26 protein-coding genes and 1 riboswitch are annotated in these 26537 nt (G+C 71.0%); of the genes, 8 read left to right on the forward strand and 18 right to left on the reverse strand.

The annotated features are described in order from the left end of the window. Positions 1 to 19: 19 nt before the first annotated feature. From FQ137_RS03565 to FQ137_RS03605, 9 genes are all read right to left on the reverse strand, one after another. Complete coding sequence (locus tag FQ137_RS03565; RefSeq protein ID WP_149291165.1) at positions 20 to 733, reverse strand: (2Fe-2S)-binding protein; 714 nt, start codon at positions 731 to 733, stop codon at positions 20 to 22. After that, positions 726 to 1508, reverse strand: coding sequence for an ABC transporter ATP-binding protein (locus tag FQ137_RS03570; RefSeq protein ID WP_149291166.1), 783 nt, complete (start codon positions 1506 to 1508; stop codon positions 726 to 728). Before FQ137_RS03570 ends, FQ137_RS03565 begins: the two co-directional genes overlap by 8 nt. Further along, positions 1505 to 2623 (reverse strand): iron ABC transporter permease, encoded by a 1119-nt coding sequence (locus FQ137_RS03575; RefSeq protein WP_149292624.1) that lies wholly within the window; start codon positions 2621 to 2623, stop codon positions 1505 to 1507. Before FQ137_RS03575 ends, FQ137_RS03570 begins: the two co-directional genes overlap by 4 nt. A gap of 16 nt (positions 2624 to 2639) precedes the next feature. Continuing rightward, a complete protein-coding gene (locus tag FQ137_RS03580) occupies positions 2640 to 3668 on the reverse strand; it encodes an ABC transporter substrate-binding protein (RefSeq protein ID WP_149291167.1) in 1029 nt (342 codons plus the stop codon). Positions 3669 to 3732: 64 nt separating this feature from the next. Next, positions 3733 to 3915, reverse strand: a riboswitch (cobalamin riboswitch). 43 nt (positions 3916 to 3958) lie between these two features. Continuing rightward, complete coding sequence (gene cobC, locus FQ137_RS03585) at positions 3959 to 5014, reverse strand: Rv2231c family pyridoxal phosphate-dependent protein CobC (RefSeq protein WP_149291168.1); 1056 nt, start codon at positions 5012 to 5014, stop codon at positions 3959 to 3961. Beyond that, on the reverse strand, positions 5011 to 6009 hold the full coding sequence (locus FQ137_RS03590) for a cobalamin biosynthesis protein (RefSeq protein ID WP_149291169.1): 999 nt from the start codon (positions 6007 to 6009) through the stop codon (positions 5011 to 5013). Before FQ137_RS03590 ends, cobC begins: the two co-directional genes overlap by 4 nt. A 9-nt stretch (positions 6010 to 6018) precedes the next feature. Further along, a complete protein-coding gene (locus tag FQ137_RS03595; protein ID WP_149291170.1) occupies positions 6019 to 6576 on the reverse strand; it encodes an HdeD family acid-resistance protein in 558 nt (185 codons plus the stop codon). Positions 6577 to 6660: 84 nt separating this feature from the next. After that, on the reverse strand, positions 6661 to 7875 hold the full coding sequence (locus tag FQ137_RS03600; protein ID WP_149291171.1) for a 12-oxophytodienoate reductase: 1215 nt from the start codon (positions 7873 to 7875) through the stop codon (positions 6661 to 6663). Between the two features lie 177 nt (positions 7876 to 8052). Then, positions 8053 to 8823 carry a TetR/AcrR family transcriptional regulator gene (locus FQ137_RS03605; protein ID WP_188064757.1) on the reverse strand — a complete coding sequence of 257 codons (771 nt, stop codon included), beginning with the start codon at positions 8821 to 8823 and terminating at the stop codon, positions 8053 to 8055. 144 nt (positions 8824 to 8967) lie between these two features. Here FQ137_RS03605 and FQ137_RS03610 point away from each other — a divergent pair, with 144 nt between their 5' ends. From FQ137_RS03610 to FQ137_RS03625, 4 genes are read left to right on the forward strand one after another with little or no spacing between them, the layout of a single operon-like run. Further along, positions 8968 to 10203, forward strand: a complete 1236-nt coding sequence (locus tag FQ137_RS03610; RefSeq protein WP_149291173.1) for an ABC transporter substrate-binding protein — start codon at positions 8968 to 8970, stop codon at positions 10201 to 10203. After that, positions 10200 to 11066, forward strand: a complete 867-nt coding sequence (locus FQ137_RS03615; RefSeq protein ID WP_149291174.1) for a branched-chain amino acid ABC transporter permease — start codon at positions 10200 to 10202, stop codon at positions 11064 to 11066. The genes FQ137_RS03610 and FQ137_RS03615 overlap by 4 nt, the downstream gene beginning before the upstream one ends. A 1-nt stretch (position 11067) precedes the next feature. Beyond that, on the forward strand, positions 11068 to 12873 hold the full coding sequence (locus tag FQ137_RS03620) for an ATP-binding cassette domain-containing protein (RefSeq protein ID WP_149291175.1): 1806 nt from the start codon (positions 11068 to 11070) through the stop codon (positions 12871 to 12873). Between the two features lie 2 nt (positions 12874 to 12875). After that, a complete protein-coding gene (locus FQ137_RS03625; protein WP_149292625.1) occupies positions 12876 to 13595 on the forward strand; it encodes an ABC transporter ATP-binding protein in 720 nt (239 codons plus the stop codon). On the opposite strand, the gene FQ137_RS03630 is transcribed toward FQ137_RS03625, so the two are convergent. The 5 genes from FQ137_RS03630 to FQ137_RS03650 form a co-directional block, all read right to left on the reverse strand. Continuing rightward, positions 13580 to 14539 (reverse strand): NAD(P)H-binding protein, encoded by a 960-nt coding sequence (locus FQ137_RS03630; protein ID WP_149291176.1) that lies wholly within the window; start codon positions 14537 to 14539, stop codon positions 13580 to 13582. The two genes, FQ137_RS03625 and FQ137_RS03630, sit on opposite strands and share 16 nt — an antisense overlap. Next, positions 14536 to 14793 (reverse strand): HPr family phosphocarrier protein, encoded by a 258-nt coding sequence (locus FQ137_RS03635; protein ID WP_149291177.1) that lies wholly within the window; start codon positions 14791 to 14793, stop codon positions 14536 to 14538. The genes FQ137_RS03630 and FQ137_RS03635 overlap by 4 nt, the downstream gene beginning before the upstream one ends. Before the next feature lie 75 nt (positions 14794 to 14868). Beyond that, a complete protein-coding gene (locus FQ137_RS03640; protein WP_149291178.1) occupies positions 14869 to 16977 on the reverse strand; it encodes a fructose-specific PTS transporter subunit EIIC in 2109 nt (702 codons plus the stop codon). Positions 16978 to 17050: 73 nt separating this feature from the next. Then, the gene (locus FQ137_RS03645) at positions 17051 to 18010 is read right to left on the reverse strand and encodes a 1-phosphofructokinase family hexose kinase (RefSeq protein WP_149291179.1); all 960 of its coding nucleotides are present in this window, start codon (positions 18008 to 18010) and stop codon (positions 17051 to 17053) included. Further along, positions 18007 to 18774, reverse strand: coding sequence for a DeoR/GlpR family DNA-binding transcription regulator (locus FQ137_RS03650; RefSeq protein ID WP_149291180.1), 768 nt, complete (start codon positions 18772 to 18774; stop codon positions 18007 to 18009). The genes FQ137_RS03645 and FQ137_RS03650 overlap by 4 nt, the downstream gene beginning before the upstream one ends. A gap of 171 nt (positions 18775 to 18945) precedes the next feature. Here FQ137_RS03650 and FQ137_RS03655 point away from each other — a divergent pair, with 171 nt between their 5' ends. Then, the gene (locus FQ137_RS03655; protein ID WP_255583520.1) at positions 18946 to 20673 is read left to right on the forward strand and encodes a phosphoenolpyruvate--protein phosphotransferase; all 1728 of its coding nucleotides are present in this window, start codon (positions 18946 to 18948) and stop codon (positions 20671 to 20673) included. 5 nt (positions 20674 to 20678) lie between these two features. Beyond that, positions 20679 to 21431, forward strand: a complete 753-nt coding sequence (locus FQ137_RS03660; protein WP_149291182.1) for a dienelactone hydrolase family protein — start codon at positions 20679 to 20681, stop codon at positions 21429 to 21431. Between the two features lie 58 nt (positions 21432 to 21489). On the opposite strand, the gene FQ137_RS03665 is transcribed toward FQ137_RS03660, so the two are convergent. From FQ137_RS03665 to FQ137_RS03675, 3 genes are read right to left on the reverse strand one after another with little or no spacing between them, the layout of a single operon-like run. Next, on the reverse strand, positions 21490 to 22017 hold the full coding sequence (locus tag FQ137_RS03665) for a bifunctional adenosylcobinamide kinase/adenosylcobinamide-phosphate guanylyltransferase (protein ID WP_149291183.1): 528 nt from the start codon (positions 22015 to 22017) through the stop codon (positions 21490 to 21492). Continuing rightward, the gene (locus FQ137_RS03670; RefSeq protein WP_149291184.1) at positions 22017 to 22313 is read right to left on the reverse strand and encodes a hypothetical protein; all 297 of its coding nucleotides are present in this window, start codon (positions 22311 to 22313) and stop codon (positions 22017 to 22019) included. Before FQ137_RS03670 ends, FQ137_RS03665 begins: the two co-directional genes overlap by 1 nt. Next, positions 22310 to 22528, reverse strand: coding sequence for a hypothetical protein (locus FQ137_RS03675; RefSeq protein WP_149291185.1), 219 nt, complete (start codon positions 22526 to 22528; stop codon positions 22310 to 22312). The genes FQ137_RS03670 and FQ137_RS03675 overlap by 4 nt, the downstream gene beginning before the upstream one ends. Before the next feature lie 86 nt (positions 22529 to 22614). On the opposite strand from FQ137_RS03675, the gene FQ137_RS03680 reads away from it, so the two are divergent. Both FQ137_RS03680 and FQ137_RS03685 read left to right on the forward strand, forming a co-directional pair. Further along, positions 22615 to 24060 carry a YdiU family protein gene (locus FQ137_RS03680; protein WP_149291186.1) on the forward strand — a complete coding sequence of 482 codons (1446 nt, stop codon included), beginning with the start codon at positions 22615 to 22617 and terminating at the stop codon, positions 24058 to 24060. Between the two features lie 138 nt (positions 24061 to 24198). Continuing rightward, a complete protein-coding gene (locus FQ137_RS03685) occupies positions 24199 to 24975 on the forward strand; it encodes a hypothetical protein (RefSeq protein ID WP_149291187.1) in 777 nt (258 codons plus the stop codon). On the opposite strand, the gene FQ137_RS03690 is transcribed toward FQ137_RS03685, so the two are convergent. Further along, a complete protein-coding gene (locus tag FQ137_RS03690) occupies positions 24972 to 26531 on the reverse strand; it encodes an FAD-dependent oxidoreductase (RefSeq protein WP_149291188.1) in 1560 nt (519 codons plus the stop codon). The two genes, FQ137_RS03685 and FQ137_RS03690, sit on opposite strands and share 4 nt — an antisense overlap. Between the last annotated feature and the right edge of the window lie 6 nt (positions 26532 to 26537).

Raw genomic sequence — 26537 nt, forward strand, 5'->3', positions numbered from 1 at the left:
CCACTGCCACGCAGCCGGGTTACGCCCGCCGGGACAGCTCGGCCCGGCGGTCCTCCGGGGCGCGGCGTGGGCAGCTCGCGCATTTTCCGCCCTCGGTCGCCACATAGATGAGGCAACAGGAGCTGCGGCGGACGAACCGTCGCACCCGATTGGCGCCCTCCACGTCCACGTAGCGGGCCGGCAACAACGGTGGCCGACACACCGTCCGGGCCAGCTCCGCCCCGCGGTCCGGGTCGCCACCCGCGCGCCCCGCCTCGAGCGCCCGGTTCGCGATGGAGTCCGTCGCAATAGCCCACAGCGCGCGTGGGGCCGCGCCCGAGACAGTCGCGAGGGTGGTGATCACCTCCGCGTGGGCCTCGGCGAGCGCGTCCGCGAACTCCCGCGCCGACGGCAGCAGCCGATCCGACCGCGCCGCCTGCAGATAGCCGTTCGGTTGCAGCGAGACGGTGAGCCGTTTCGGACGGGGATCCGGAGCCACCCCGGAGACGAGGAGCATCGTCAGGGGCGCCGCCACCAGCGACGAGCTGGCCGAATACCACCACAAAGTCCCGTTCACCCGCGGATCGTCGTGAGACCAACGCCGCCCGGTGTCCTCCACCCGCTGGGCCAGCCACCGCGGGTCCGCCAGCACCGATCCGGGCAGGACCCGGGGACCGTGCTCGATGGTGCGCGCGAAGTCCCCCAGCGGTCCCGAGACGTCGGCGTACGCGGCGGCGACGGATCCGTCACGCATCGGCCAGTCCCCTCACGTCGAGCGTGCGGCGGCCGTCCGGGCCCGCGCACACCTCACCACGGACACCGAACACCTCCCGCAGTACCGCGGCGTCGAGCACCTCCTCCGGCGCCCCGGTCGCGACGAGCCGGCCGCGGTGCAACACCGCCACGGCGTCGCAATACTCGGTCGCCATCCGAAGATCATGCAGCGTGAGCAGGACGGCGAGCCCGTCGGCCGCTAGTTCCCGCAGGAGCGCCAGGACGGAGAGCTGCTGGTGCAGGTCGAGGTGGTTGGTCGGCTCGTCCAACAGGAGCACATCGGGCTGCTGGGCGAGGGTGCGCGCGATCGACACCCGCTGCCGCTCGCCACCCGACAGTGCAAGGACGTCGCGCCCGGCCAGGTCCGCCAACCCGACCCGGGCGAGGACGGCCTCGACAACCGCGGAGTCGTCGCCGCCGAAGGGCTCGAAGAGCCCGCGGGTGACCGTCCGGCCGAGCCGCACCGACTCGCGGACCGTGATGCCGCCCAGCGAGACCGGTTCCTGCGTGCTCGCCCCGACCGCCCGGGCCAGGGATCGTCGACGGAGCGAGGCGATGTCCGCGTCATCGAGCGTCACCATCCCGGCGGAGACCGGCAGGGCGCGGTAGCAGGAGCGGAGCAGCGTGGTCTTGCCGCTGCCGTTCGGTCCGACCAGCGCGGTGACACGGCCGGGTGCGACCGTGAGGTTCACGCCGTCGAGGACCTGCCGGCCACCCAGTCGCGCGGAGACGCCGAAGGCGGTGAGGGTCGTCATACCGTCGCCTTCCCGTAGCGGCGCCACAGCATGAACAGGAACACCGGGCCGCCGACCACGCCGGTCACCACGCCCACCGGCAGCTCCGTGCCCTCACTGACCGCGCGCGCGGCGATGTCGGCGAGCACCAACGCCACCGCGCCGAGCAAGCCCGCCGTGGGCAGCAGCCGTGCTGACGTGCGGCCGGTGAGGAAGCCGGCGAGGTGGGGGATGAGCAGACCGATGAACCCGATGGTCCCGGACACCGCCACGGCTCCGGCGGTGAGCAGTGAGACGAGCAGCAGCATGAGCACGCGGAACCTGGGGACGTTCACGCCCATCGCGGTGGCGCTGTCGTCGCCGGCGAGCAGCAGGTCCAGGTGGCGGCTGCACAGCATCACCACGGTGCCGGCGACCGCGAGAATGACGACCGGCGCCCACAGCATGGCCCATCCCGCGTCACCGAACCCGCCCGCGAGCCACCGCATGACCGTGCCCAGCTGATGGTCGTCGCCCAGTACCAGCAGAGTGAAGGTGTTGAGCGCGCCGAAGACCATGGTCATCGCGGCCCCCACCAGCACGATGGCGGTGGTGTCGTGGGCGCGGCGGGCCACCAGGACCACCCCGGCCAGCGGGAGCATCGCGCCGAGGAACGCCGCCATCGGCAGGGTGAAGACTCCCCACGTCCCGGCGCCCACCCCGAGAACCGTGAGGACCACCACGCCGAACCCCGCACCGGAGGAGACCCCCAGGAGGTACGGGTCGGCGAGCGGGTTGCGAGTTACCGCCTGGGCGACGCCCCCCGCCACGGCAAGTGACGCGCCCACGGCCGCCGCCATCAGCGCGCGGGGGAGGCGTGACTCGATCACGATCGCCTCGCGGGCGTCACTCCACCACGGGTCGACGGCGCCCGGCGCAAGGCGATGCGCGACGATCGCCCACACGTCACCGAAGGGGATCGACACCGACCCGAGCGAGACCCCGGCCGCGATGGACGCCGCGAGCCCCGCCAGGAGAGGTAGACAGATGAGCCACAGCGATTGCCGCCCGGTGGGTGGGGGGACGGCCGGGGTCGGAACCGGGCTCGGGGCGCCGCGGTCGACGCGGTGAACAGGCTTGTCGGCGACTGTCGTCATGTCACTGCCCGTCATGTCACTGCCTGAACGCGTGCGGGTGCAGCTCGCGAGCGATGGTTTCCACGGAGGTCGCCATGCGGGAGCTCTCGAAGAAGTCCGATAGCGGCACCACCACGATGCGGTTCTCGCGGATCGCCGGCGTGGTGGACATGATGGGCTGTGCGCGCAGGTAGGCGATCTTGTCCTCCGCGCTGGTCGCGCCGTAGTCCAGCACCACGATCGCCTCGGGCTGCCGCTCGCCGAGGATCTCCCACGTGGTGGTGAGGTAGGGGCGGTCGCCCTCGGTGAAGATGTTGTCCGCGCCCGCGTACTCGCCGATCAGCTGGCCGATGCCCACGCCGCCGATGGTCGTCGGCTCGGCCTCGCCGCCGTCGTAGAAGAACGTCGGGGTGCCGGTGACGCCCGCCGCGTCGAGCGTGGCGCGGATGTCCTCGACTTCTTCGGTGATCCGGTGTGTGAGGTCCCGCGCGCCCTGGTCGACGGCGAGGAGTCGGCCGAGCTGGGAGAAGTCGGTCTCGAGCATCGACAGGTCGGGGAAGCCCTCGCCGCAGTACTCCGAGAAGAGGAAGGTGTTGATCCCTGCGGCCTCGAGTGCGTCCCGGCTGCGGCCCTCCTTCTCGTCAAACGCGCTGCGCATCCCGCCCACCACCAGATCGGGCTCGAGGTCCACGATCTGCTCCCAGGTGGGGTACTCCTTGGCCAGCGACGGGATCGCGTCGAACTGCTCGGCGACCTCGGGCAGGATCTCGTCCTGCTCGCCGTAGCCCATCCCGACGATCCGGTCGCCCGCGCCCATCTGGATGAGCGTCTCGGTGACGTGGTCGTTCATCGAGACGATGCGCTGCGGTGCAGCGGTGTAGGTGGTCTCGCGCTCGCAGTTCGTGATGGTTACCGGCTCGGCGAACGGCTCGACCGAGCCGTTGGTCTCGGCTGCCTCGCCGCGGGAGCAGCCGGCGAGGGCGAGTCCGGCGACGAGGAGCGTGGCGAGCGTGGTTGTGGTGTGTCGAGTGTTGGTGTGGCGAGTGCTGGTGTGGCGACGGAACATGATCAGACCTCGGATCGTGTCGTGTGGCCGACGACCACGACAGACCCGCAGGACGGACGCGCGTCAACAACGCGTGTCACCTGACAGGACTCCGGATCGCAGACCTCGGCGATGACTTCAGGAGTCGGACATCCGGGCAGGCGATCGGGCTCGCAGCCACTGATCGTGGCTGCACACCGTTGCGGGTCAGCGCCGGATTCTCACCGGTCTTCCCCTGCGTACGGACGTCAGTAGTGCGTCTCGAGCATAGGCATACGGGTCGGGGCGAGGGCAGCGCCCCCGGTCGGCCGTCACTGTGATCGTTCGGCCTGCGCGCCCTGCCATGCGGTCACAAGCCCCCGAACGGTGTCGGGTCCGCGGACGGCCAGCCGCACGTGGGCCGGGTCGAGGCCGGGGAACGTGTCGCAGCGACGCACGGCGTAGCCACGCGATCGGAGCCCGGCCCGGAATTCCTCGGCATCGAGGCAGGCAGGGGTCCTGACCAGGATGAACGGCGCGGCCGGTGCCACCGCGATCTCGATCCCGGCATCGGTGAGCAGACCGATCATCGCGGCGCGGTCGGCGCGGATGCGGTCCCGGATGTCCGCGAGGTGGCCGGCCGCCTCGTCCGAACAGCACGCCGCGACGGCCTCGAGCTGGAGGGTGCCGAGCGGCCAGTGCACGCGGTGTGCGGCGAGATCGGCGAGGACGTGAGGATCGCCCACCGCGTATCCGGCCCGCAATCCGGCCAACGCCCACGTCTTGGTCACCGAACGCAGTACCACGAGCCCGGGCAGGTCGGCCCCGGCCAGCGTCGCCGCGGCCTCGTCGTCGACCACGTCACAGAACGCCTCGTCCACCACGGTGACCCGACCGGGACGGCACAGGGAGGCCAGGGCCTCGCGTGGGTGGAGGACGGACGTGGGGTTGGTGGGATTGCCGACGACGACGAGGTCGGCGGACTCCGGGACCAGTGCGGGGTCGAAGGCGTACGGCCCGGGCAGCAGCACCCGGGTCACCGGCACGCCCGCCCGGCGCAGCTCCACCTCGGGTTCGGTGAACGACGGGTGCACCACGGCCGCGTGCAGCGACCGGCGCGCGGCGTGCGCGGCGAGGAGATGGAAGCCCTCCGCCGACCCGGCGAGCGGCAATACCCGAGCCACGTCGGTCCCGTGCCGGCGTGCCGCGGCGCGTCGTGCCCTCAGGTCATCGTCAGCGGACGGGTATGCGGCCAGGTCGGCGACGCGGTCGCGCAGACGCCGTGCCAGCCATTCCGGTGGGCGTTCGCCGTGGACATTGACGGCGAAGTCGACGTCACCGGGCCCGACCTGGGTATCTCCGTGGACGTTGAGGAGGTCGTCTCTCACGCCGCGGCCTCCCGTGGGTGGCGGTTGCGCCACGCGAGGACGGCACGGGACCCCACCAGTCCGGCCACCGCGACGGCCGCAGTGCTCACCTGGACCCGGTCGTGCAGGAGCACCGCGCGACGAATGTCGTCGGCCTGCACCGGCCGGCCGTCACCGAGGACCGCCCTGTCCTGCACGCCGTACGGGTACGGCGTCGGCCCGCCGAGCCGGACCCCGAGCGCGCCAGCACATACCGCCTCGACCACCCCGGCGTTCGGACTCGGGTGCGCCGGAGCATCGCGGACCCATACGCGCAGGGCCTGCGCGGGACTCCCGCCCACCGTCGGGGCGGCGACGACGCCGAGGACCCCAGCCACCCGGGCGGGCAGGAACCCCAGTACGTCGTCGAGCCGCGCCGAGGCCGTTCCGAAGTGGCGGTACCGCTCCGAGCGGTGCCCCACCATCGCGTCGAGGGTGTTGGCCGCGCGGTGCACCGCAGCGCCTGGCGGGCCCGCCACCGCGGCCCAGAACAGCGTCCCGACCGCCGCGTCCGACGTGTTCTCCGCTACCGACTCCACGACTGCCCGGGCGAGGCCGCCTGGGTCGAGCGCGGCCGGATCACGTCCGCACAACCACGGCAGCAACTCCCGGGAGCCAGCGTGGTCGCCGCGGGCGAGCAGGTCGCCCTGCTGCCGCGCGACTGTGAGCAGCGACGATCCGCCGAGGCACGACCACACCACGGCGGCGTTCCACACGACGGCCGCCGCGCGGTTCCTCGCGGCGAGACGCCCGGCGACCGTCACGGTCGCGGCCACGCCGCCCACGAGGACGCCGGTGAACAGCAGGCCCGCGGCGCGCTGCGAGTGAGCCGTCTGCCCCGGTCGCAGCAGAGTCGACTCCGCGATGAGAGCCATCCGGCCGAAGCCTGCGACGGGATGGCGCCGCGCCGGGTCACCGACGAGGCGGTCGAGGAGGAACCCCGCCGCGATCCCCGTCGCGCGGGCGCTGGTGAGCATCGCGGCCCGTCAGTTCTTGAGCGGCAACGCGCGGACCACGTTGAGGACGCCGAGCACGACGAGCGAGATCGCGAAGAACCACCAGAGGAAACCCGCGCCCCACACCGGGGTGCTGAGCAGCGCGAAGCCAGCGAGGACGGAGATGATGGCGAAGATGATCGTCATCGCGGTGGACCCGGTCTCGCCGAGAGCGAACAGCGCCGTGAAGCCCTCGACGATCCACATGACGCCGATCATGACAGTGACGAACAAGGCGAGGAAGACCGCAGATTCCCGGAGTGAGGCGAACGCGTACACGCCGGCGAGGATGAACAGCAGGCCCAGGAGCGAGTGGCCGATACGACTGCCCGTGCTCTGCCACCGGGCGATGAACGCGACCGTGATGTAGACGATGCCGGCGGCGATCGCATACACCGCGAGCACCCCGGTCACGGCGAGTGCGGTCTTGACGGGCCAGACCAGCACAGCGATGCCGAACCCGAGAGCGATGAGGCCGCTGATCAGCAGCGCGGCCCGGAAAGGGTTGACGCGGCGGGCGGCGTGGACTGCGTGACTGGGCGTGGACACGGCGGGGCTCCGATCGGGATCGTGACGATGACTCGGCTGAGCGTTGGTGAATCCTCAACGTATCGCGGTCCCGCCCGCTCGTGGTCAGGCCGGGGGACGCAGGGGTTGCTCGTGGACCTCGCGCACGAATTCCGGAAGCGGCCCGGCCTCGCGTAGGACCTTCGCCAACGCGGGGTCGGCAAGGTGGAGTCGGCCCACGGAGATGAGGTCGAATTCGCCGCGCTCCATGCACTCCACGACGCGAGCGATGTTGTCGGCGGCGACGGCCGGCTTGCCCGACTTCTGCTCGCGCAGGGACGTGCCGATCCCCACTCCGCCCACCGCGCCGGACGGCAGACCGGTGAGCCTGCGGGCCCACCCGGCCAGGGACACCTCGCCGTCGTCGCCTCCCAGATCCGGGAAGGCCGGGTCGTCGAAGCGCCGGGTCGAGGCGTCCAACAGGTCCACGCCGGCCTCGGCGAGCGCGCTCAGGTAGACATCCAGCTCGTCCGGGGTGGTCGCCTTGCGGACGGTGTAGTCCTGCTGTGTGTGCTGGGAGAACCGGTAGAACAGCGGCGCGTCGGGACCGATCGCGGCGCGAACCGCCCGGACGACCGCTGCGGGGAAGCGGCTGCGCGCGGCCAGGTCACCGCCCCAGTCGTCGGTGCGGCGGTTGGTGTCGGCCCACACGAAGGCGTCGAGTAGGTACCCGTGGCCACCGTGCAGCGTCACGCCGTCGAACCCGGCCTCCATGGCCAGGCCGGCCGAGCGAGCGAACGCGTCGATGACCTCGGAGATGTCGCCGTCGGTCATCGGCGCCACCTCGGGCGTCCAGCGGGACACGCTGCGCTCCGAGTAGTTGGTGACACCCGGGGTCCCCCACCGGCCGGAGGGCCGCATGGGGTGCATCTGCATCAGCTGGTCGCGGTGTGCGCGGTCGAACCGGGCGTTGGCGCCCCAGAGTGGTCCGACGTGCCACAACTGGGCGATGATCCGGCCCCCGGCGGCGTGGACGGCGTCGGTCACCACGCGCCATGCCGCGACCGACTCCGGGGTGTCGAGCCGTGGGATCCACGAGTGGTCGACGGAGGTCGGGTGGTCCACGCCGATGCCCTCGGTGACGACGAGCCCGGTCCCGCCAGCCGCGCGGTCGGCGTAATAGTCGCGGTTGATCTCATCGGGCAGACCGTCCACACAGCCCATGCGGGTCATGGGGGACATGACCAGCCGGTTGCGCAGCTGTAGCGAGCGGACCTGGAGCGGACGGAAGAGCTGCTCCCGCCCGGCGGCAGCCGGGGGAGTCTCCATGCGCGACGTCATGATGCGCGACCTCTTTGTTTCCTCGGGGCGATGGTCTCGGGTCTCGAGCTCGAGCCCTCGCGGGTTGACGAGTGTCAGTTGTGATCGAGGTTACCTACACTGCGGGCCAGATGCCGCATTGGTGTGCGGACGAGGATCCCCGTGCGCACCCAGGATGAACGATCGGTTGGGCGCAGCCTAACGTTCGTCCGCTTGGGTGCCGTCGAAAATGTCCTGGGTGCGGGGTTTGGCGGTGAGCGCAGCACTGGCGGAGCTCGCGTCGGGCAGGCGCGGGGCTCCCCGGGTCTCCTTCTCCAGGTTGGCGATCCGGGTCTCGAGGGCGGCCAGCCGATTCTCGATACCGTTCTGGTCCGTGGATCCCGTCATGCCAGGGGCGGGTTCGGACATCACCGCACCATCGACGAACACTGTCACGAGGGTGTCGACGATGGCTCCCGACCGCTCGGCGAGCGCGTCCCTGTGGTGGCGCACCGACCACCACGCGCTCTCGCGGAGCATCCTGGCGAACTCGGCCGGGTCGATCATGGGTCGTAGCTGCCCTGAATCCTGAGCCCGCATCGCGGTGTCCAGCCAGAACTGATTCGCCCGGCGGACTCCGTCGGCGATCCGCTCAGGTGCCATCGGGCCGTGATAGGCGAGTTCGTTCTGGTAGATCTCCGTGGCGTAGGGGTGCGTGGCGGCGACCTCGACCGACGTTCGGAAGAGTGCCCGGATCTCCTCGCGGGTGCCGGTCACGTGGGGCAGGACCGACCCGTAGCGGGCACTGAGGTCGGTGATGAAGTCGTCCAGGATCGCGAACGCGATGGCTTCCTTGGACGGGAAGTGGTGATAGAGGCTCCCCGGGGAGATTCCCACGCCGTCCGCGATGTCGCGAATGCTCGCCCCGGCGACCCCTTTCTGCATGAAGAGCTTTCCGGCGACGTGCTTGATCTGGGTCCGACGGTTCATCACCCCCTCATCCTCGCTGCCTTCTCCCGGTGGTGCCCATGCGGACATCATGAGGTCCGCTCGCGGCTTGTGTGTGATCCATGGCATAGGTATATATATCAACCAAGCGAATGCTTGATTGGTTTCGTCCGAAAGGTACGCCCCGTGTCACGTACTGTGCCCAAGCTCCTCGCCGGAGCGTTGGCTCTGCCCCTCGTCCTCGCCGGATGCGGGGGCCAGCAACTCGGTGAGGAAGCCTCCTCCGATGGCCCGTACCGCGTGTTCTTCACCGCGGACATGACCGGGGCGACCGCTACTCTCAGTCGCGCGCTGCTGTCCGGCATGAAAGTCGCGGTCGACGACGTCAACGCGGCCGGCGGTATCGGCGGACGCCAGGTCGAGCTGATCGAGAACAACGACCAGAACGACCCCACCAGCGCGGTCAGTGCGCTGCAGGAGCTGATCAACTCCGGCAGAAAGCCCGACCTCGTCTACCCCGGTGGGTCCTCGGCCGTGTCCCTCTCACTGCTGCCCATCACGACTCGCGAGGAGATCCTGACGATCGGTGGCACCGTCGCCTCTCAGCTCAACGACCCCGAGTCGTTTCCGTACCACTTCGGCACCGCAGAGCTGACCGACGCCTACGTTCCCCCGTTCACGATGATCGCCGAGGAGCGTGGCTTCGAGAAGGTCGCCATGATCTTCTCGAACAACCCCACCGGGCAGGCCGCCGAGGTGGCCTACCGGGAGGAGATCACGGCCGCCGGACTGGAGTTCGTCTCCGTCGGCTACCAGCCAGATGCACTCGACATGACCCCGCAGCTCGAGCAGCTGCGCTCCCAGAACCCCGATGCGCTGATCTTCGAGGGCTACGGCACCCCGGTCCAGTACCTGATGCGATCGCGCTCGGGTATGCGGTGGGACGTCCCCAGCTTCTCCACCCAGACCTCGTCCACCTACCCCTTCGTCGACGACTTCTCCGCGGCCGAGCTCGAGCAGGTCCGCGTGATCCAGTCCAACTGGACCGTCGACGAGGGCGAGACCCCCGCCGAGATGGTCGAGTTCATCGACAAGGTCAAGGCACTGCCCGAGGGCGACACCCTGTCCAAGACCGGAGTGCGCCTGCCCGCCGTGTCCGCGGCGACGTTCCAGCTCACCGCCTGGGCGGCCGAGAAGAACGGCGGCAAGACCGACACTGCGTCGATCATCGACACGTTCTACAACGACCTGCCGGAGGAGGGCGGCGACGCCACCCCGTGGGTGACCGACTCCAAGGGGCCCAACCCCTACCGCTTCACCGAGGAGAACCACTTCCCGCTCAGCCCGCCGGAGATCTTCCTCTACATCGAGCCGGGCATGTACGACGCCGGCGGAATGTACGTGCCGGGTAAGCGCTCGTGACCACCATCTGGCAGGGCCTAGTCCTGGGTAGCCTCTACGCCCTGATCGCCACCGGCTACAACATCGTCCTGCTCTCGGCCGGGATGGTGAACTTCGCCTACGCCACGTTCCTCATGGCCGGCACCTACTCGGCGTTCGTCGTGACCGTGGAGTGGGGCCTGCCCTGGCCGCTGGGCGTGCTGATCGGCGCAGTTTTGGTGGCGGTCCTCTCTCTGGTGATGGAGCGGGTCGCCCTGCGCACACTCATCGCCGAGCACCGGCACCTCACCGCCCTGATCGTGACGATCGGTGTGAGCCAGATCGTCGAGGGCGTGGTCAAGGTGATCTTCGGCGACCGGCCCCGTTCGGTTCCCACCGTGGTCCGTAGCGACACCATCCGGCTGTTCGGAGGGATCGTCCGGCCCAGTGACCTGCTGCTCATCGCCGTGGTGGTGGTCGTTGTCGTCGCTCTCCACCTCACCATGACCCGCACCATGGTCGGTCTCGGCGCCCTGGCCTCGGCCGAGGACCCCGACGCGGCCGGCGCGCGCGGCATCAACGCCCGCGGCCTGGGGATGGGGGCGTTCGCGCTGTCCGGCGCCGTGGCCGGCGGCCTCGGACTGTTCGTCGCCGGCAACACCTACGCCGACGCGAACCTCGGGCACGCCCTGGCGGTGCTGGGGATCGTCGCCGTGGTGATCGGCGGCGCCGGCAATCAGCTCGGCGGCCTCATCGGCGGATTCATCGCCGGACTGATCAGCGCGCTCGCCGGTCGGTACCTCGGCGCCGAGTACGCGCAGGTGGCGGTCTTCGTTCTGCTCCTGGTGATCCTGCTGGTCAAGCCCGGCGGGTTCTTCGGAGCCCCCGCCCAAAGGACGGTGTGACGTGTCTTCCCTGAGAAAGTTCGCCCCGGCGATCCCCCTGCTGCTGGTGGTCGTCCTGCTCGTGGGGCCGTCCTTCGGACTGATCGGCGCCGTGGCCGCCCGCGACATCATGCTCGTGGCCGTCCTGGCCCTCATGGTCTCCGGGCTCAACCTGGTGCTCGGCTACGCCGGAGAGCTCGCGGTGGGCCAGGTCGCCTTCTACGCGATCGGCGCCTACATCGCCGGATTCGTGGGCGTGTCGCTCGGCCAGACCGACCTGCTGATCGGTCTCGTGGCCGTGATCATCGGCGCGATCGTGGTGGGCTTGCTCACCGGCGTGCCCAGCCTCCGGCTGTCAGGCTGGCCGCTGGCCATGGTGACGTTCTTCCTGGTGCTCATCGTGCCCAACCTCATCGAGATCTTCGGCCGCTGGACCGGCGGCGGTCAGGGCATGGCCGTGGACCGCGCCACCTTCTTCGGTAGCGAGCTCGGCGCTTACGGGTACTACATCGTCGTCGTCGTGGTCACCGCGCTGTGGTTCCTCGTGGTGCGCAACACCATTCTGTCGCCGCACGGCACCGGGTTCCTGGTCCTGCGCCAGAGCCCGGAACTGGCCGGCGCCCTGGGCCTGTCGGTCTACCGCACCAAGCTCAAGGTGTACGTGCTGGGCGCCATCGCCCCCGCCCTCGGCGGCGCCCTGTTCGCGTGGATGGACGGCTTCATCGCTCCCGACTCCTTCACGTTCGGACTGGCGATCACGTTGCTCGCGGCGTCCGTGCTGGGCGGTGGGACGTCGATCTACGGCGCGCTGCTCGGGGCTGCCGTCCTGCACTTCACCGAAGATTCGCTCACCGGATTCAACCAGTACCAACTCATCATCTTCGGACTGCTGCTCGTCGTCCTGGCGATCGCCCTCCCGGACGGCGCGGTGGGCCTGCTGCGCCGCTGGTTCTCGCGTGTCCTGCCCGCTTCCGGGCACCTGGTTACCGACCACTCCCACTCTGATGAGGCATTGCAGCTCGACGGTATGCGCGGTGCGCCGGTCGTGGTGGACTCGCTGGACAAGTCGTTCGGCGGCAACCACGCCGTGCGCGGGGTCAGCTTCACCGCCCGCCCCGGCGAGATCACCGCGCTCATCGGCACCAACGGGTCCGGCAAGACCACGGTGCTCAACATGATCAACGGCTTCCTGCGTCCCGACTCCGGCACCGTCCGGCTCGGAGAGGGCGACCAGGTCAGGACGCTGAGCTCGATGAGCGTCGACGCCGCCGCCAGGGCCGGCGTGATGCGCACGTTCCAGACGCCGATCATGCCGGCCGGCGTGACCACGGTGGACTTCGTGGCCCTGGGCGGTTACCTCACCGACCCGGCCTCGCTAGCCGAGACCGTGCTGCGGCTGCCCGGCCACCGGCGCCGGGTCCGCGAGGCCACCATCCGCGCCGAACGGCTGCTCGGTGCACTCGGCCTGGCCGACGTCATGGACAAGGACGTCGACTCGCTGCCGCTGGGTAACCGACGGTTGGTCGAGGTCGCACGGTCGCTGGCCGCCTCGCCCTCGGTTCTCCTGCTGGACGAGGTCGGGTCCGGCCTCGACGAGGGCGACCTCGCCCGACTGGAGGACCTGCTCCGCCGCATCCGCGACGCCGGGGTCACCATCATCCTCGTCGAGCACAACTTCCCGCTGGTCATGCGCCTGGCCGACCACGTCCACGTGCTCTCGCGCGGTACCACGCTCGTCGAGGGGGCCCCGTCCGAGATCCGCGACAACCCCGACGTGGCCACCGAATACCTGGGCACCACGCCCGAGAACACCGGAGGTGCCCAGTGACGATGCTGCACGTGCAAGGTCTCGGCGGTGGATACGGCGACCTGACCGTCCTCCATGACGTCGACCTCGAGGTGGGCGCGGGCACCCTCCAGGTGGTCCTGGGCCGCAACGGCGCCGGCAAGACCTCACTGATGTCGGCGATCGCGGGCCTGCTGCCCACCGTCCGGACGGGCACGATCTCCGTCAACGGCCGGGACGTCACCGCCCTGCCCGCCCACAAGCGGGCCGCCGCAGGGATCGGCCTGGTCCAAGAGGGTAAGCGGGTGTTCCGCGCCCGGACGGTGGAGGAGAACCTCCTGCTGGGCACCTACTCCAGCCCCGGCTGGTCCATGCGATCGGCGGCCCGCAAGCAGGCGCTGGCGGCCGCGTACGAACGATTCCCGGTGCTGCACGAGAAGCGGGCCGACCGCGCCGGAGGTCTGTCCGGCGGCCAGCAGCAGATGCTCGCCATCGCCCAGGCGCTCGCAGCCGACCCGAAGGTGCTCCTACTCGACGAGCCCTCCGCCGGACTGGCACCGGCCATCCGCGCCGAGGTCTTCGCCACCGCCCGTGGCCTGCGCGACGAGGGCCTGGCCGTCGTGGTGGTGGAACAACTCGTCGACGTGGCGTTGGACGTGGCCGACTCCGTGGCCGTCCTCGACTCCGGACGGATCGTGTCCTCGGGCCCGCCCGAGCAGTACCGCGACGGCGAGTTGCTGCAGGCGATCTACCTGGGAGGGTGACGGCGGCCGGGCAGATCACCATGGGCAGTGCCTGAGCCGGCAGTACTGGCCAGGGCCGCCCGGATGGCGTCGTCGATCCCCGTCATCTGCCAGCCCTCTGGGAACAGTCCCGTGGTGGGCTGGCCGACCACCATGTCGTGCTGCAGGCTCTCGATGAGTGCGCCCACCGTCGCGCCGTCCTGCCCCACCAGAGGGGAGAGGCCGGCGGCGACGAGGTCCCACGGCACCCCGGGCACCGGGATGCGCAGCGTGGGCAGTCCCGCGAGGCGTGAGTAGCGGGCGAGCAGGGCGGGATAGGTCAGGGCCTCACCGCAGCCCAGGTCGCCGTGGCCGGAGCGGGGGGCGCCCTCCAGCGCGTGGCACACCGCTTCCACCACGTCGCGTTGGGCGACGGGCTCGACCCTGCGGCGGCGCATCCATCGTGGAACCGGCTGGACGGGGAGCAGCTCGCATAGTGTGCGCAGCACCTCGAAACTGGTCGAACCCGCTCCCAGCACCACCCCGGCCCGGAGAGTGAACACGGGAGTGGGCCCGGCCGAGAGCAGCGTCTCCACCTCGAGGCGGGACGCCATGTGCCGGGACAGCGGCCGGCGGTCGTCTCCGGAGGGTGCCAGTCCGGAGACATAGACGCACCGGCGTGTGCCCGCGGCGGCCATCGCCTCGCGCATCGCAACGGCGCCCGTGGCGTCCTCCCGCCGGAAATCGGTGCCGGCACCCATCCGGTGCACCAGGTAGACCACGTCGTCGACACCGTCGAGGGCGTCCGGGAGGTGGGAGGGGGCCAGGACGTCGCAGTGCACCGTCTCGACCCGGTCGGTCCAGGGGTGCACGGTGGCACGGCGAGGGTCGGTGACTCCGGCCCGCACGTGGTGGCCACGCTCGAGCAGGGCGGGTACCAGGCGTGAGCCCAGGTACCCGCCCGACCCGACGACGAGGATGGTCACTCGGCGTCGAGGTCCTGCTCGATGAGCGCCGCGATCTCGGCGACCGCGTCGGCGTTCTCGCCGCTCACCGTCACCTGGGCACCCTTCTCGGCCCCGAGCGCCATGATGAGCATGGCGGAGGCGGCGTCCGCCTCCTCCTCGCCGTAGACGATCTCGATATCGGTCTCGTACTTCTCGGCGGCCTCGGCGATGATCCCCGCGGGGCGGGCGTGGAGACCCTCGGCCGATCCGACGGTGACGGTGGTGCTGGGCATGCTGTTTTCCTCTCAACATCGATGGTGCTGGACTCGGGTGGGGGGTGCTTCCCCGCCATCGTGCAGGCTCGGGCGTCAGGCCGCGACCGGCTGGGGCGCGGCGGCCGGGACCGGGGTGGGTTCGCGGCGGGTGGACTTGGCGACCACCACGGCCGCGCACGCGATCAGGGTCCCGGCGAGGATGGCCAGGAGGTAGCCCCAGACCGGGTTGATGGCGAACAGCACGAACAGTCCGCCGTGGGGCGCGTACGACTCGACCGAGAACGCCATGATGAGCGCGCCGGTCACGGCGCCACCGGCCATCATCGACGGGATCACGCGGAGCGGGTCGGCGGCAGCGAACGGGATCGCCCCCTCGGTGATGAAGCTGGCACCCAGCAGGAACGCGGCGCGGCCGTTCTCCTGCTCGACCGGACTGAACAGGCGCTTGCGCACGACGGTGGCCAGGCCCATCGCCAGTGGCGGCACCATGCCGGCAGCCATCACCGCGGCCATGATCCGGAGCGTCGCCGGGTTGTCGGCGACCAGCCCCGCGGTGGCGAACGTGTACGCCGCCTTGTTGACCGGCCCGCCCAGGTCGAAGCACATCATCAGGCCCAGGATCACGCCGAGCAGGATCACCGACGAGCCGGTCATGCCGCCGAGCCACGACTCCATGGCCGAGGTCAGCGAGGCCAGGGGGCGTCCGAGCAGCAGGAACATCAGCAGGCCGATCACGAGCGAGCCGATGAGCGGCATGAGCACCACCGGCATGAGCCCGGCCAGCCAGCGGGGGGTCTTCCACGTGGTCATCCATCGCACCAGGTAGCCGGCGAGGATGCCGGTGACGAGTGCGCCGATGAACCCGGCGCCGAGGGTGGCCGCCAGGGCTCCGCCGACGAAGCCCGGCGCGATGCCGGGCCGGTCGGCGAGGCCGTAGGCGATGTATCCGGACAATACGGCGATCATGAAGCCCATCGCAGCCTGCCCGATCGCGAACAGGACAGCGCCGAGATAGAGGCGCAGTCCGGAGTTGGTGAGGGCCTCTGCGCCGGCGGTGCCGGCGGGCACGATCTGGTCGTTGAGGTGCCACACTTCGCCGGGGAGGTCGGTGAGGGTGAACGAGGTGGACAGCTCCTTCCACACGAACGCCACGTCGTATCCGGCGAACAGGAAGCCCAGGGCGAGCAGCAGGCCGCCGGCGGCGACGAACGGGATCATGTACGACACGCCGGTCATCACTGCGCGTTGCAGGACGCGTGCCCAGTGCTCGTCGGCCCCCGAGGAGCCCGAGCCGGAGCCGCCGTCGGCACTGCCTGCCTCTGCCGACACGCGCCTCGCCCGCGGGTCACGGGCCGCGGCCAACGCCTCGTCGAGCACCTTGTCGGGCGCGTCGATCGCCTTCTTCACGCCGTACTCGACGACGGGTTTGCCGGCGAACCGGCCACGGTCACGCACGCCCACGTCGGTGGCGAAGACGACCGCGTCCGCGGCCTCGATCACCGCCGCGTCGAGCGGGGTGGCGCCGGCCGACCCCTGCGTCTCCACGTGCAGCTCGACGCCGCGCGCCTCGGCCGCCTGGGCGAGCGAGTCGGCGGCCATGTAGGTGTGTGCGATGCCGGTGGGGCAGGCGGTCACCGCGACCACCCGGGCCGGCGCATCGGCTGGAGGCGAGCCGGGGCGCGACGACGGGGTCGAGGCCGACGTCGCGGCCGGTGACGGTGACGATGACGACGACGCGGTCTCCTTCTTCGGCGTGAGCACCCCCTCGATGACCGCGACCGCCTCGTCCGGTGTGGCCGCAGACCGGAGGGAGGTGACGAACTCGGCGCGGACGAGATTGCGCGCGAGCGTGGCCAGCAGTTTCAGGTGCTCCTTCCCGCCGCCGGCGGGTGCCCCGATCATCAGGACCAGGTCGGCGGGCCCGTCCTTGGCGCCGAAGTCGACGGGCGGGTCGAGCCTCGCGAAGGCCAGGCTCGGCACGGACACCGCCTCGGACTTGCAGTGTGGGATCGCGATCCCGCCCTTCATGCCGGTGGCCGCCTTCTCTTCGCGGGCGGTGAGGTCGCGTACGAGCGCGTCGTGATCGTCGGCCCGGCCGGCGTCGACGAGGGTTGAGGCCAGGGCCCGGATCACCTCCTGCTTGGTGCCGCCGAGGTCGGCGTCGAGCCGTACGGTGGCGGTCTCGATGATCGGCTGGTTCATGGCCGTACTCCGTGTCCTGTCAGGGGGGCGAATGGCGAGGGTGTCGGGTCAGGGGGGCTGGTGGTGCGGGGCATCAGTCGAGCCTGCGCACCGTGGCGCGGAATGTGGACGGATCGAGCCCCAGCGGCAGGCCGGTGCCGGGCAGGGACGCGGCCACGCTGCCGTGGTTGACCGCCCACACCAGCCGGTCCTCCGGGGTGAGGCCGCGAGCCTCGGCCAGCAGGTATCCCGCGAGCGCGGAGTCTCCGGCCCCGACCGTGGATCTGACCTGCACGGGCGGGGTGTTCGCGTACCACGCCTCGCCGTCGTCGACCAGGACGGCTCCGGCCCCTCCCAGGGTGACCAGGGCCGTCGTCACGCCCTTGTCGCGCAACGCCCGCGCGGCGTCTACTACGGGGGTCGTGTCGCCGTCGGCGGCGCGACGCTCCAACTCGGCGCCGTCGACGCCGACGAGTTGCCCGAGCTCGTCGCCGTTGGGTTTGACCAGGTCGGGGGCGGCGCCGGGCAGCCGCGCCGCGAGGGCTGCCAGGGGCGCGTCGGAGGTGTCGACGGCGAGGCGGGCCCCGGCGGGGCGAAGCTCGGCGACCAGGTCGGCGTAGAAGTCGTCCGGTACGCCACGCGGCAGCGAACCGCACAACACCACCCATCCCGCGTCCCGAGCGAGCGCGAGGATCGTCGAGCACACGCGGTCGAGGGTGGCGGGGTCGACCTCGGGGCCCGGGGCATTGATCTTGGTGGTGACGCCGTCCGGGTCGGCCACGGTGAGGTTGATCCGCACGGCACCGACCGCGGGGACCACGGTCGCCGCGACGCCGGATGCCCCGCACATCGCCACGAACGGATCGTCCTCCGGAGCCGGGAACACCGCCTGCGAGTCGACTCCGCCCCCGGCGAGGACGCGGGCGACGTTGACCCCCTTGCCGCCGGGGGAGTCGTCGACAGTCGTGATGCGGTTGACCCCGCCCACGGTGAGCGGCGAAGGCAAATGCGCGGTGCGGTCGACCGACGGGTTCATGGTGAGAGTGACGATCATGGCAGCACGACCTCGATTCCGTGAGTGTCCAGTGCGGAGGCCAGCGGGCCCGGCGGGGGAGTGTCTGTGACCAGGGTGTCGATCCGGTCCAGGTGGGCGAATGAAACCAGGAACTCGTGCCCGAACTTGCTCGAGTCGGCGAGCGCGACGACCCGGCGAGCCGCCCCACACATGGCGTTCTTGACCGCCGCCTCGTCTGGGTCCGGGGTGGTGAGACCGCGCTCCGGGTGGAGGCCGTTGGTGCCTACGAAGGCCACGTCGACCCGGATCGAGTCCAGCGTCCGCAGTACGGTCGGGCCCACGCACGCGCCGGTGAGGCCGCGGACCGTCCCGCCGAGCACGTGCAGGGTCTCCGTGGCCGCGCGGTGCAGGCCGTCGGCGATGGGAACCGAGTTGGTGAGGATCGTGAGTCCGTGATCGGTGGGCAACGACTCGGCGAAACTCGCGGTCGTGGACCCCGCGTCGATGAGGATCGTTCCGCCCGCGGCCGGCAGCAGGCGCAGCGCGGCGCGGCCGATGGCCGACTTGGCGTCCACGTTCTCCGACCGGCGCGCGGCCAGTGTCCGCTCGACGCGGCCGCCTGGGACAGCGGGCACCGCCCCGCCGTGGGTCCGTTCGAGGTGTCCCTCAGACTCCAACAGCGACAGATCGCGGCGGATGGTCTCGGCGCTCACGTCGAGGTCAGTCGCGAGTCCGGCGACCGTGACCCGCCCGGAGGCGGCCAGCGTCTCCGTGATGTGCCGCCGTCGCTCGCTGCCGTACATGAGGACCGACCCCTCTCCGTTGACCGAGCGTGTTGAATGACTGAGTGCGTTGGATGACCGAGTGTGTTGGATTCTGCCCGAAACGGTTGGAAAGTCAAGCGGATTTAGTTACGCTCGTCACAACGCTGATCGATGAAGCGGGCGCGGGCGCCCGGTTCGCTAGGAGCTCCCATGACGCAGCAGTCGAAGACCGGGGCGGTCATCCGCGGCACCGGCGTGGTCGCCGGACTCGCCTACGGCCCCGCCCGGTGGGTCGTCAGGCCGGATGAACTGGATCCGGGGCCCGCGGCGGGCGGCGGCGACTCGGACGAGCAGGACCAGCCGGACGAGGGCCGGGTCGAGGCGGGCCGTGAGCGCTTCGCCGCGGCGGCACGCACCGTCGCCGAACGCCTCGATCAGCGGGCCGCGCTGGCAACCGGTGTCAGCGCCGAGGTCCTGTCCGCAAACGCCGTCCTCGCCAGGGACCGCGGGTGGGCAAAGGCGGTCGTCAAGGAGCTGAAGAAGGGCGCGTCGGTGGAGGCGGCGGCGGTGGCGGCCACAGAGACCTTCGCCGAGATGTTCGCCAAGATCGGCGGGCGGCAGGCCGAACGCATCACCGACCTGCGTGACATCTGCGCCCGCGTCGTAGCCGAGCTTCGCGGCCTGCCCGAACCCGGCATCCCCGAGTTCGACGAGCCGGGCGTGCTCATGGCCGACGACCTCGCCCCGGCGGACACCGCCGGACTCGACCCGGCTCTTGTGCTGGCGATCGTGTGCGAACACGGCGGCCCCACCTCGCACACCGCGATCATCGCGCGGCAGCTCGGCATCCCATGCATGGTCGCCGTCGGCGGACTCACCGCGGTCGTCGACGGTACGCACGTGCTGGTGGATGCGGCAGCGGGCACCGTCACCGTCGAGCCGGAGGCGGGGCCCGCCACGGCGCAGGCCGACGCGGACCGGCGGAACCGCGCGCTCGCCGCTGACTGGACCGGGCCCGCAGCCCTGGCCGACGGGCACCCGGTGCACTTGCTGGCTAACGTGCAGGACGGCGCGGGCGCCGAGGACGCGGCGTCGGGCCCGGCTGGCGGGATCGGCCTGTTCCGCACCGAACTGGCGTTCCTCGACCGGGCCAGTGAACCGACCCACGACGAGCAGGTCGACCTCTACGCCCGCGTCCTCGGGTCGTTCCCGGACGCCAGGGTCGTCACGAGGACGCTGGACGCCGGCTCGGACAAGCCGTTGGCGTTCGCGGGGATGACCGAGGAGGACAATCCGGCACTGGGCGTCCGCGGCATCCGCGTGGACCTCATCGACCCCGGGCTGCTGGACCGGCAGCTCGACGCCCTCGCCGCGGCCGGCCGTCGGGTGGGCGGGGCGCAGTCCTCCCCGTGGGTGATGGCCCCCATGGTCGCCACCGTCGACGAGGCCCGGGACTTCGCCGATCGCTGCCGCCAGCGCGGCCTGACGCCCGGGATCATGGTCGAGGTGCCCTCGGTCGCGGTGGCCGTCGACCGGTTCCTCCCTCACATCGACTTCCTCTCGATCGGCACCAACGACCTCACGCAGTACGTCATGGCCGCCGACCGGATGTCCTCCGACCTGGCCGCCCTCACCGACCCGTGGCAGCCCGCCGTGCTCCGGCTCATCCGAGCGGTCGCCGAGGCCGCGGCCCGATCGTCGGATGGCCGCACGATCCCGGTCGGGGTGTGCGGCGAGGCGGCGGCCGACCCGAACCTGGCCTGCGTCCTGCTGGGGCTCGGCGTCAGTTCACTGTCCGTGGCCACCGCGGCGCTGCCGTTCGTCGGCGCCGCACTGGCCGAGGTCACGTTCGAGCAGTGCCGTGAGCTCGCCGCACTGGCGCTGGACAGTGACACGGCCCTCGAGGCCCGCGACGCGGTTCTCGCCGCGAGGAGCTGATCGACATGGCCGTGGATTTGGGCATCCAGATGGCGGACGGCACCGCGGAGGCCTTCGTCTCGAGGCCCCGGAGTGCCGACCGCGAACTGCCGGGTGTGTTGCTCTTTTCGGACATCTTCGGTCTCCGGCCGCAGATCCGGACGATGATGGACCGCATCGCGAGCTGGGGCTACGTCGTCCTCGCGCCGAACGTCTTCTACCGCTCCGGCACCGTCACCGATCTGGCGCCGACCGTGGACCTGCGCGAACCGGGCGAGCGCGAGCGCTACTTCGCGATCGCCCGCCCCCGGATGGAGGAACTCACCTCCGAGCTGTCGCGACCGGACGCCGTCGCCTACCTGGATGCCCTCCTCGCGCTGCCCGGGGTCGCGGGTGACGCGGGAGTGATCGGCTACTGCATGGGCGCCCGGCTGGCGATGCGCCTGGGTGGGGACCGCCCGGATCGCGTTGCCGCCGTCGGGGGATTCCACGGCGGCGGGTTGGCGACGGACGAGGCCGACAGCCCTCACCGGAGCGTGGCGACGACCCGCGCTGCGATCCTCTTACGGCACGCAGACGACGACCCCTCAATGCCGCCGGGAGGAATGGACGCCATCGCGTCCGTGGCCCGCGGTTCCGGTGTCCCCCTCGACCAGGCGGTGTACCCCGGCGCCCCGCACGGGTACTCGATGGCGGACACGCCGACGTACGACGAGTCGGCGGCCGAGCGGCACTTCGAGGACCTGCGCGAACATCTGGCGCGACGCCTGGCCCGGTGACGGGACCGGTGACCGCATCCGAGGCAGGGCGCGGGTGCCCAAGCGAATCAGCTCCGGGTCATAACGTCAGTGCGCGGCCGCACACCACCAGGTGAACCTCGTCGCAGCAGTCGGCGACCGTCTGGTTGAGCGCGCCCAGCAGGTCTCGGAACACTCCACCCGAGCGGTACGGGGGAACGACCCCGGAGCCGACCTCGTTGGTCACCAGCACGACGTCGTCGCGGGAGGACAGTGCAGCGCAGAGGGCATCGGTGCTTTCGTCCACAGCGGCACGCGCCTGGTCGGCGGGGGCGTCCCACAGTCCGAGGTCGTCGACGGTGGCGGTGAGCCAGGTGCCGAGGCAGTCCACGAGGACTGGGCCCGGTGCGCGGCGCAGCGCGGAGGCGACGTCAGACGATTCGACGGTCCACCATTCCGCCGGCCGGTGGGCGCGGTGGTGATCGACGCGCTTGGCCCAGTCGGGATCCTCGAGTTCGTCGGCAGGTCGGCCCGGCGCGACGAATGTCACCTCGTCCGCGCCGTCGAGCAGCCGCACCGCGTGCCGGGACTTCCCGGACCTGGCGCCGCCGGTCACCAGGACACGCATCAGCGTCGCCGTGCTCGTCGGCCGGCGAGGGCCGGGCCGGAGAACAGGGCCAGGCCCGCGACGAAACCGAAGTTGTACCAGTTTCCGTTGTTGGTCACCTCGTAGATCGTCACGGTGTCGACGAACAGGGAGATGACAAACGTGACGGGAAGGATGATCCCGTGCCACAGGCCGAGCCAGAACCCGGCGCCGGTCGGGGTGACGTCGACGTTCGGACCGGCCGCGCACGCGCCCAGCGCGAGGACGACGACGAGGAGGACCCCGGCGGCCGTTCCGGCTCTCGACCGGGTGATCACGGCCGCCGCCCGCGGGTGAAGTAGAGAATCGGCCCGATGAAGTTAATCGCGATGATCGCGGCCCACTTGCCCTTGGAGCCCTGCACCTTCGACGCCGGTTGGGCGGCGAGATCCGCCCACGCGGACGCGGCGAGCGAAGCCTGCAGAGAGATCAGTGCCAGCAGGCCTGCCCGCTGCGCGGTCGTCAAGTCGTTCCAGGTCTTCTTCTTTGCCATGGCGTTCCTCCGGTTCGATGTGTCCTGACTCTAGAAGCTCGCCCGGTCGGGAACCTGCCTTATCGCTCGTCCGTATCGTCGAGGGCATGACGACGGACACGGCGCGGCCCCTCACGCTCGGATCCCGGTACGCGAGCGAGTTCCCGGAACTCGGCGTGCCGTGGACGGCAGCAGAGGCGGCAGAGCCGCGGCTGCTCGTGCTCAACGAGGCGCTGGCCGACGAGCTGGCCCTGGACGCCGACTACCTGCGCGGTGAGGAGGGAGTGCGGCTACTCACCGGCACTCATGTGCCGGCGGGCGCGACCCCGTTCGCCCAGGCCTACGCAGGTCACCAGTTCGGCGGGTACTCGCCCCGCCTGGGCGACGGCCGCGCACTGTTGATGGGGGAACTGCCCGACGGCCGCGACCTGCACCTCAAGGGCTCGGGCCGCACCCCGTTCGCCCGCGGAGGTGACGGACTGGCCGCGGTCGGGCCGATGCTGCGCGAGTACGTCATCAGCGAGGCGATGCACGCCCTCGGCGTGCCGACCACCCGCTCGCTCGCCGTGGTGGCGACAGGGAACACCGTGTACCGCGAGCAGCCCCTGCCGGGCGCCGTCCTGGCCCGGGTCGCCGCGAGCCACCTGAGGGTGGGGACGTTCCAGTTCGCGCGATCGGTCGACGACGACGACCTATTGCGCCGACTGGCCGACCACGCCATCGCCCGGCACCACCCGCACGCCACCCACGCGGCACGGCCGTACCTGGAGTTGTTCGCATCCGTGCTCCGCGACCAGGCGGAGCTCGTCGCGAGCTGGATGCTGATCGGGTTCATCCATGGCGTCATGAACACGGACAACACCACCATCTCGGGCGAGACCATCGACTACGGACCGTGCGCCTTCATGGACGCCTTCGACCCGGCCACCGTCTTCAGCTCCATCGACACGGGCGGTCGCTACGCCTACGCCAACCAGCCGCCCGTGCTGCAGTGGAATCTCGCCCGGTTCGCCGAGACCCTCGTCCCGCTCGTCGACCCAGACCAGGATGAGGCGGTGCGACTGCTCACGGAAGAGCTGGGCACGTTCCCCGAGCGGTACCAGCAGGCGTGGACGGCGGGGATGCGCGCGAAGATCGGGCTGCCGGACGATGTGCCGGCCGCCGAGGCGACCGACCTCATCGACGAGCTGTCGCGTCTGCTCAGTGCGACGGGGGCCGACTACACGGGCTTCTTCCGGGCGCTCGTCGCCGCTGCGGACGGGGATGACCAGCCGGTACGCGACCTGGTCGGAGCGCTCGCGGAGGGCTGGCTGGTGCGATGGCGTGCACTCGAGCCCGACCGGGAATCGATGGCGCGGGTCAATCCGATCTACATTCCGCGAAACCACCTCGTCGAGGAGGCCCTGGACGCGGCCACGGCAGGGGACATGGGTCCGTTCACCGAACTCCTCGTCGTCGTCACAGACCCCTACACCGAGCTTCCCGATTACGAGCGTTATACACGCCCTGCCCCGCCCGAGTCTGCGCCGCACGTCACCTTCTGCGGAACCTGAGACGACTCCTCTAGCAGTACTAGCGTATTGATACGAAACATTTATCTTTCATATCCCCCTTTTGTCAGCCGTTCAAACGACACTGAAGTTGTCACATCAATCTTGCGGCTCCAACGCAAGGCGTCTGGGGGGTCACACGTGCGGATACTCATCGCGGACAGCGACGGCGGATATCGCCAGACCTCGGCGATCCTCGGCAGATTCGTCGAGGATCTGCTCGGGTTGACCGGTGCCCGGGAGGCCGTGCGTGTGCAGTGGCCAGCTCCGGGCGCGGTCGGGCGCCGTCGGTCACACACCTGGGAGTCCTCGGCCGCGGCGGGGGTGGCTGACCTCAACCGACTCGTGAGGCTCCATCCGTCCGACGACCTCGTACTCATCGGCGCCTGCTGCGGTACCCGCGTGATCCACGACTGGATGGACGCGCACCCCGAGGATCTGGACCGGGTCGTGGCGGTGGGACTGGTCGCGGACCCGTTCCGACCGCGCGACCGCTGGCTCGCCGGAACGCCGGACCCGGAAGGGCAGGGCGTGGCGGGACTGCGACGCGGCCCGATCCCCGAACGCACGCACTGGCTGTCCGTGCCGGGGGACCCGCTGAGCGGGGTGCAACCGACGAATCTGCTGCGCGGCGCGGTGAGAGACTCGACCCTGACTCCCGTTCAGGTGTACGACGACCTGCTCGAGAACCTCCCCGACACCCGGACCAGGTTCGCTCTGAGGCTGCACGTCATGAACAACCCGGCGCTGTGGTCACCGCATCTGCTCCGTCAGCTCGACGACGCCACCGACACCCTGATGACCTATCGCGACGCTGGGTACGCGGCGCGGTACGAGGCCGACGGCGACGGCGCCTCCCCGCTGGGTCGGCTCGCGCGGGTCATCGCGGACCAGGTCACGCTGGAGCAGGCAGCCTAGACAGTCGCCGGGGCCGGGCGGCGGCTCCGGAGCAACTCCTCGAAACGCGCCGCCGGGCCCGGAGTGGGCAGACGACCCTCGTTCGCATCGGCGAGCAGGGCGTTAACCGTCTCGCGCGCGCACGTCTTGTTGGAGCCGATGAACCCGCGCGGGCCCCGCTTGATCCAGCCCACCACGTACAGCCCGGGCAGCTCGCTCCCACCGCCGCCGTCCAGTACGCGGCCACCGCGGTGCGGGATGGTCGAGGTCTCCGGGTCGAACGGCACCCCGGGCACCTCCACGCCCCGGTACCCCACCGAACCCAGCACCAGCCCCGCCGCGATGGTCTCCGCGGAGTCCGGACAGGGCACGGCGTGGACCCGGCCGTCGGCGCCCGTGGCGAGTTCCGTCCGCGCCACCCGCAGGCCCTCGGCACGCGAGGAGCCCGTGACCTCCAGGGGTGCGGTCCGGAACCGGAGGATGATCCGGCGGCGCGGGGCGTCCTCCGGTGCGTCGTGGGGTGGCCGGTCCGCGATCCGGACCAGGTGTTCCATTGTGAGGCGTCCCTGGCGGGTGGTCGCGGCGGCGGGGTCGATGCCGCCGGGGGCGTCAATGAGTAGCTCGATGTCGTCACGGGCGGCCAGTCCGACCAGCTCGGGCAGGGTGAACGCCGCGTGCTCGGGTCCGCGGCGGCCGAGCACAACGACCTCGCGGACCCGGCTGCCGCGTAGCGCCTCGAGCGCGTGGCGTGCGATGGAGGTGTCGGCGAGCCGCTCCGGGTCGGTGGCCAGGATCCGGGCCACATCCAGCGCCACGTTGCCGTTGCCGACGATCACCGCCCGCTCGTGATCCAACGGGACGTGGGCGTCGGCATGGTCGGGGTGATCGTTGTACCACCCCACGACCTGCGTCGCCGACGTGCTCCCGGGCAGGTCCGCCCCCGGGATGTCCAGGGGTCGGTCCGTGCCCGCGCCGGTCGCGTACACGACCGCGTGGTGGTGGGCCGCCAACTCCTCGGCGGTGACGTCCTCGCCGACGTGCACCCCGAGCCGGTAGGTGAAGCCGGGCTGGTCCTCGATCGCGGTGAACAGGTCCGCGACGGCGCGGGTGCTGGTGTGGTCGGGGGCCACGCCGTACCGGGCGAGCCCGTGGGGCACGGGCAGACGGTCGAACACCGTCACCTCCACCCCGGGCTGACGGAGCAGTTCGTCGGCCGCGTACAGCGCGGCCGGGCCGGCGCCCACCACGGCCACCCTGAGCGTCGTCCGCGTGGGGCCCAGGCGCACGAGCGTGGGGACCCGCGCCTGGGGCCTGGCCGGGCGGCCGGTCCCGGTCAGGGCCTCGTTGATGCCGAGGAAGTCCTGCTGTTCGGGGGCCAACGCGGTATGCGGCATGATCGCGCCGACCGGGCACGCCCCCACGCAGGCGCCGCAGTCCACGCAGGACACTGGGTCGATGTACAGCATCTCGGCCGTGGCGAAATCGGGCTCGTCGGGTGTCGGGTGGATGCAGTTGACCGGGCAGGCGTGGACGCACGAGGCGTCGGCGCAGCAGGCCTGCGTGATGACGTGGGGCATGGCGGG

The sequence above is a fragment of the Dietzia sp. ANT_WB102 genome (assembly GCF_008369165.1).
In the GTDB taxonomy this organism is placed as follows: Bacteria; Actinomycetota; Actinomycetes; order Mycobacteriales; family Mycobacteriaceae; genus Dietzia.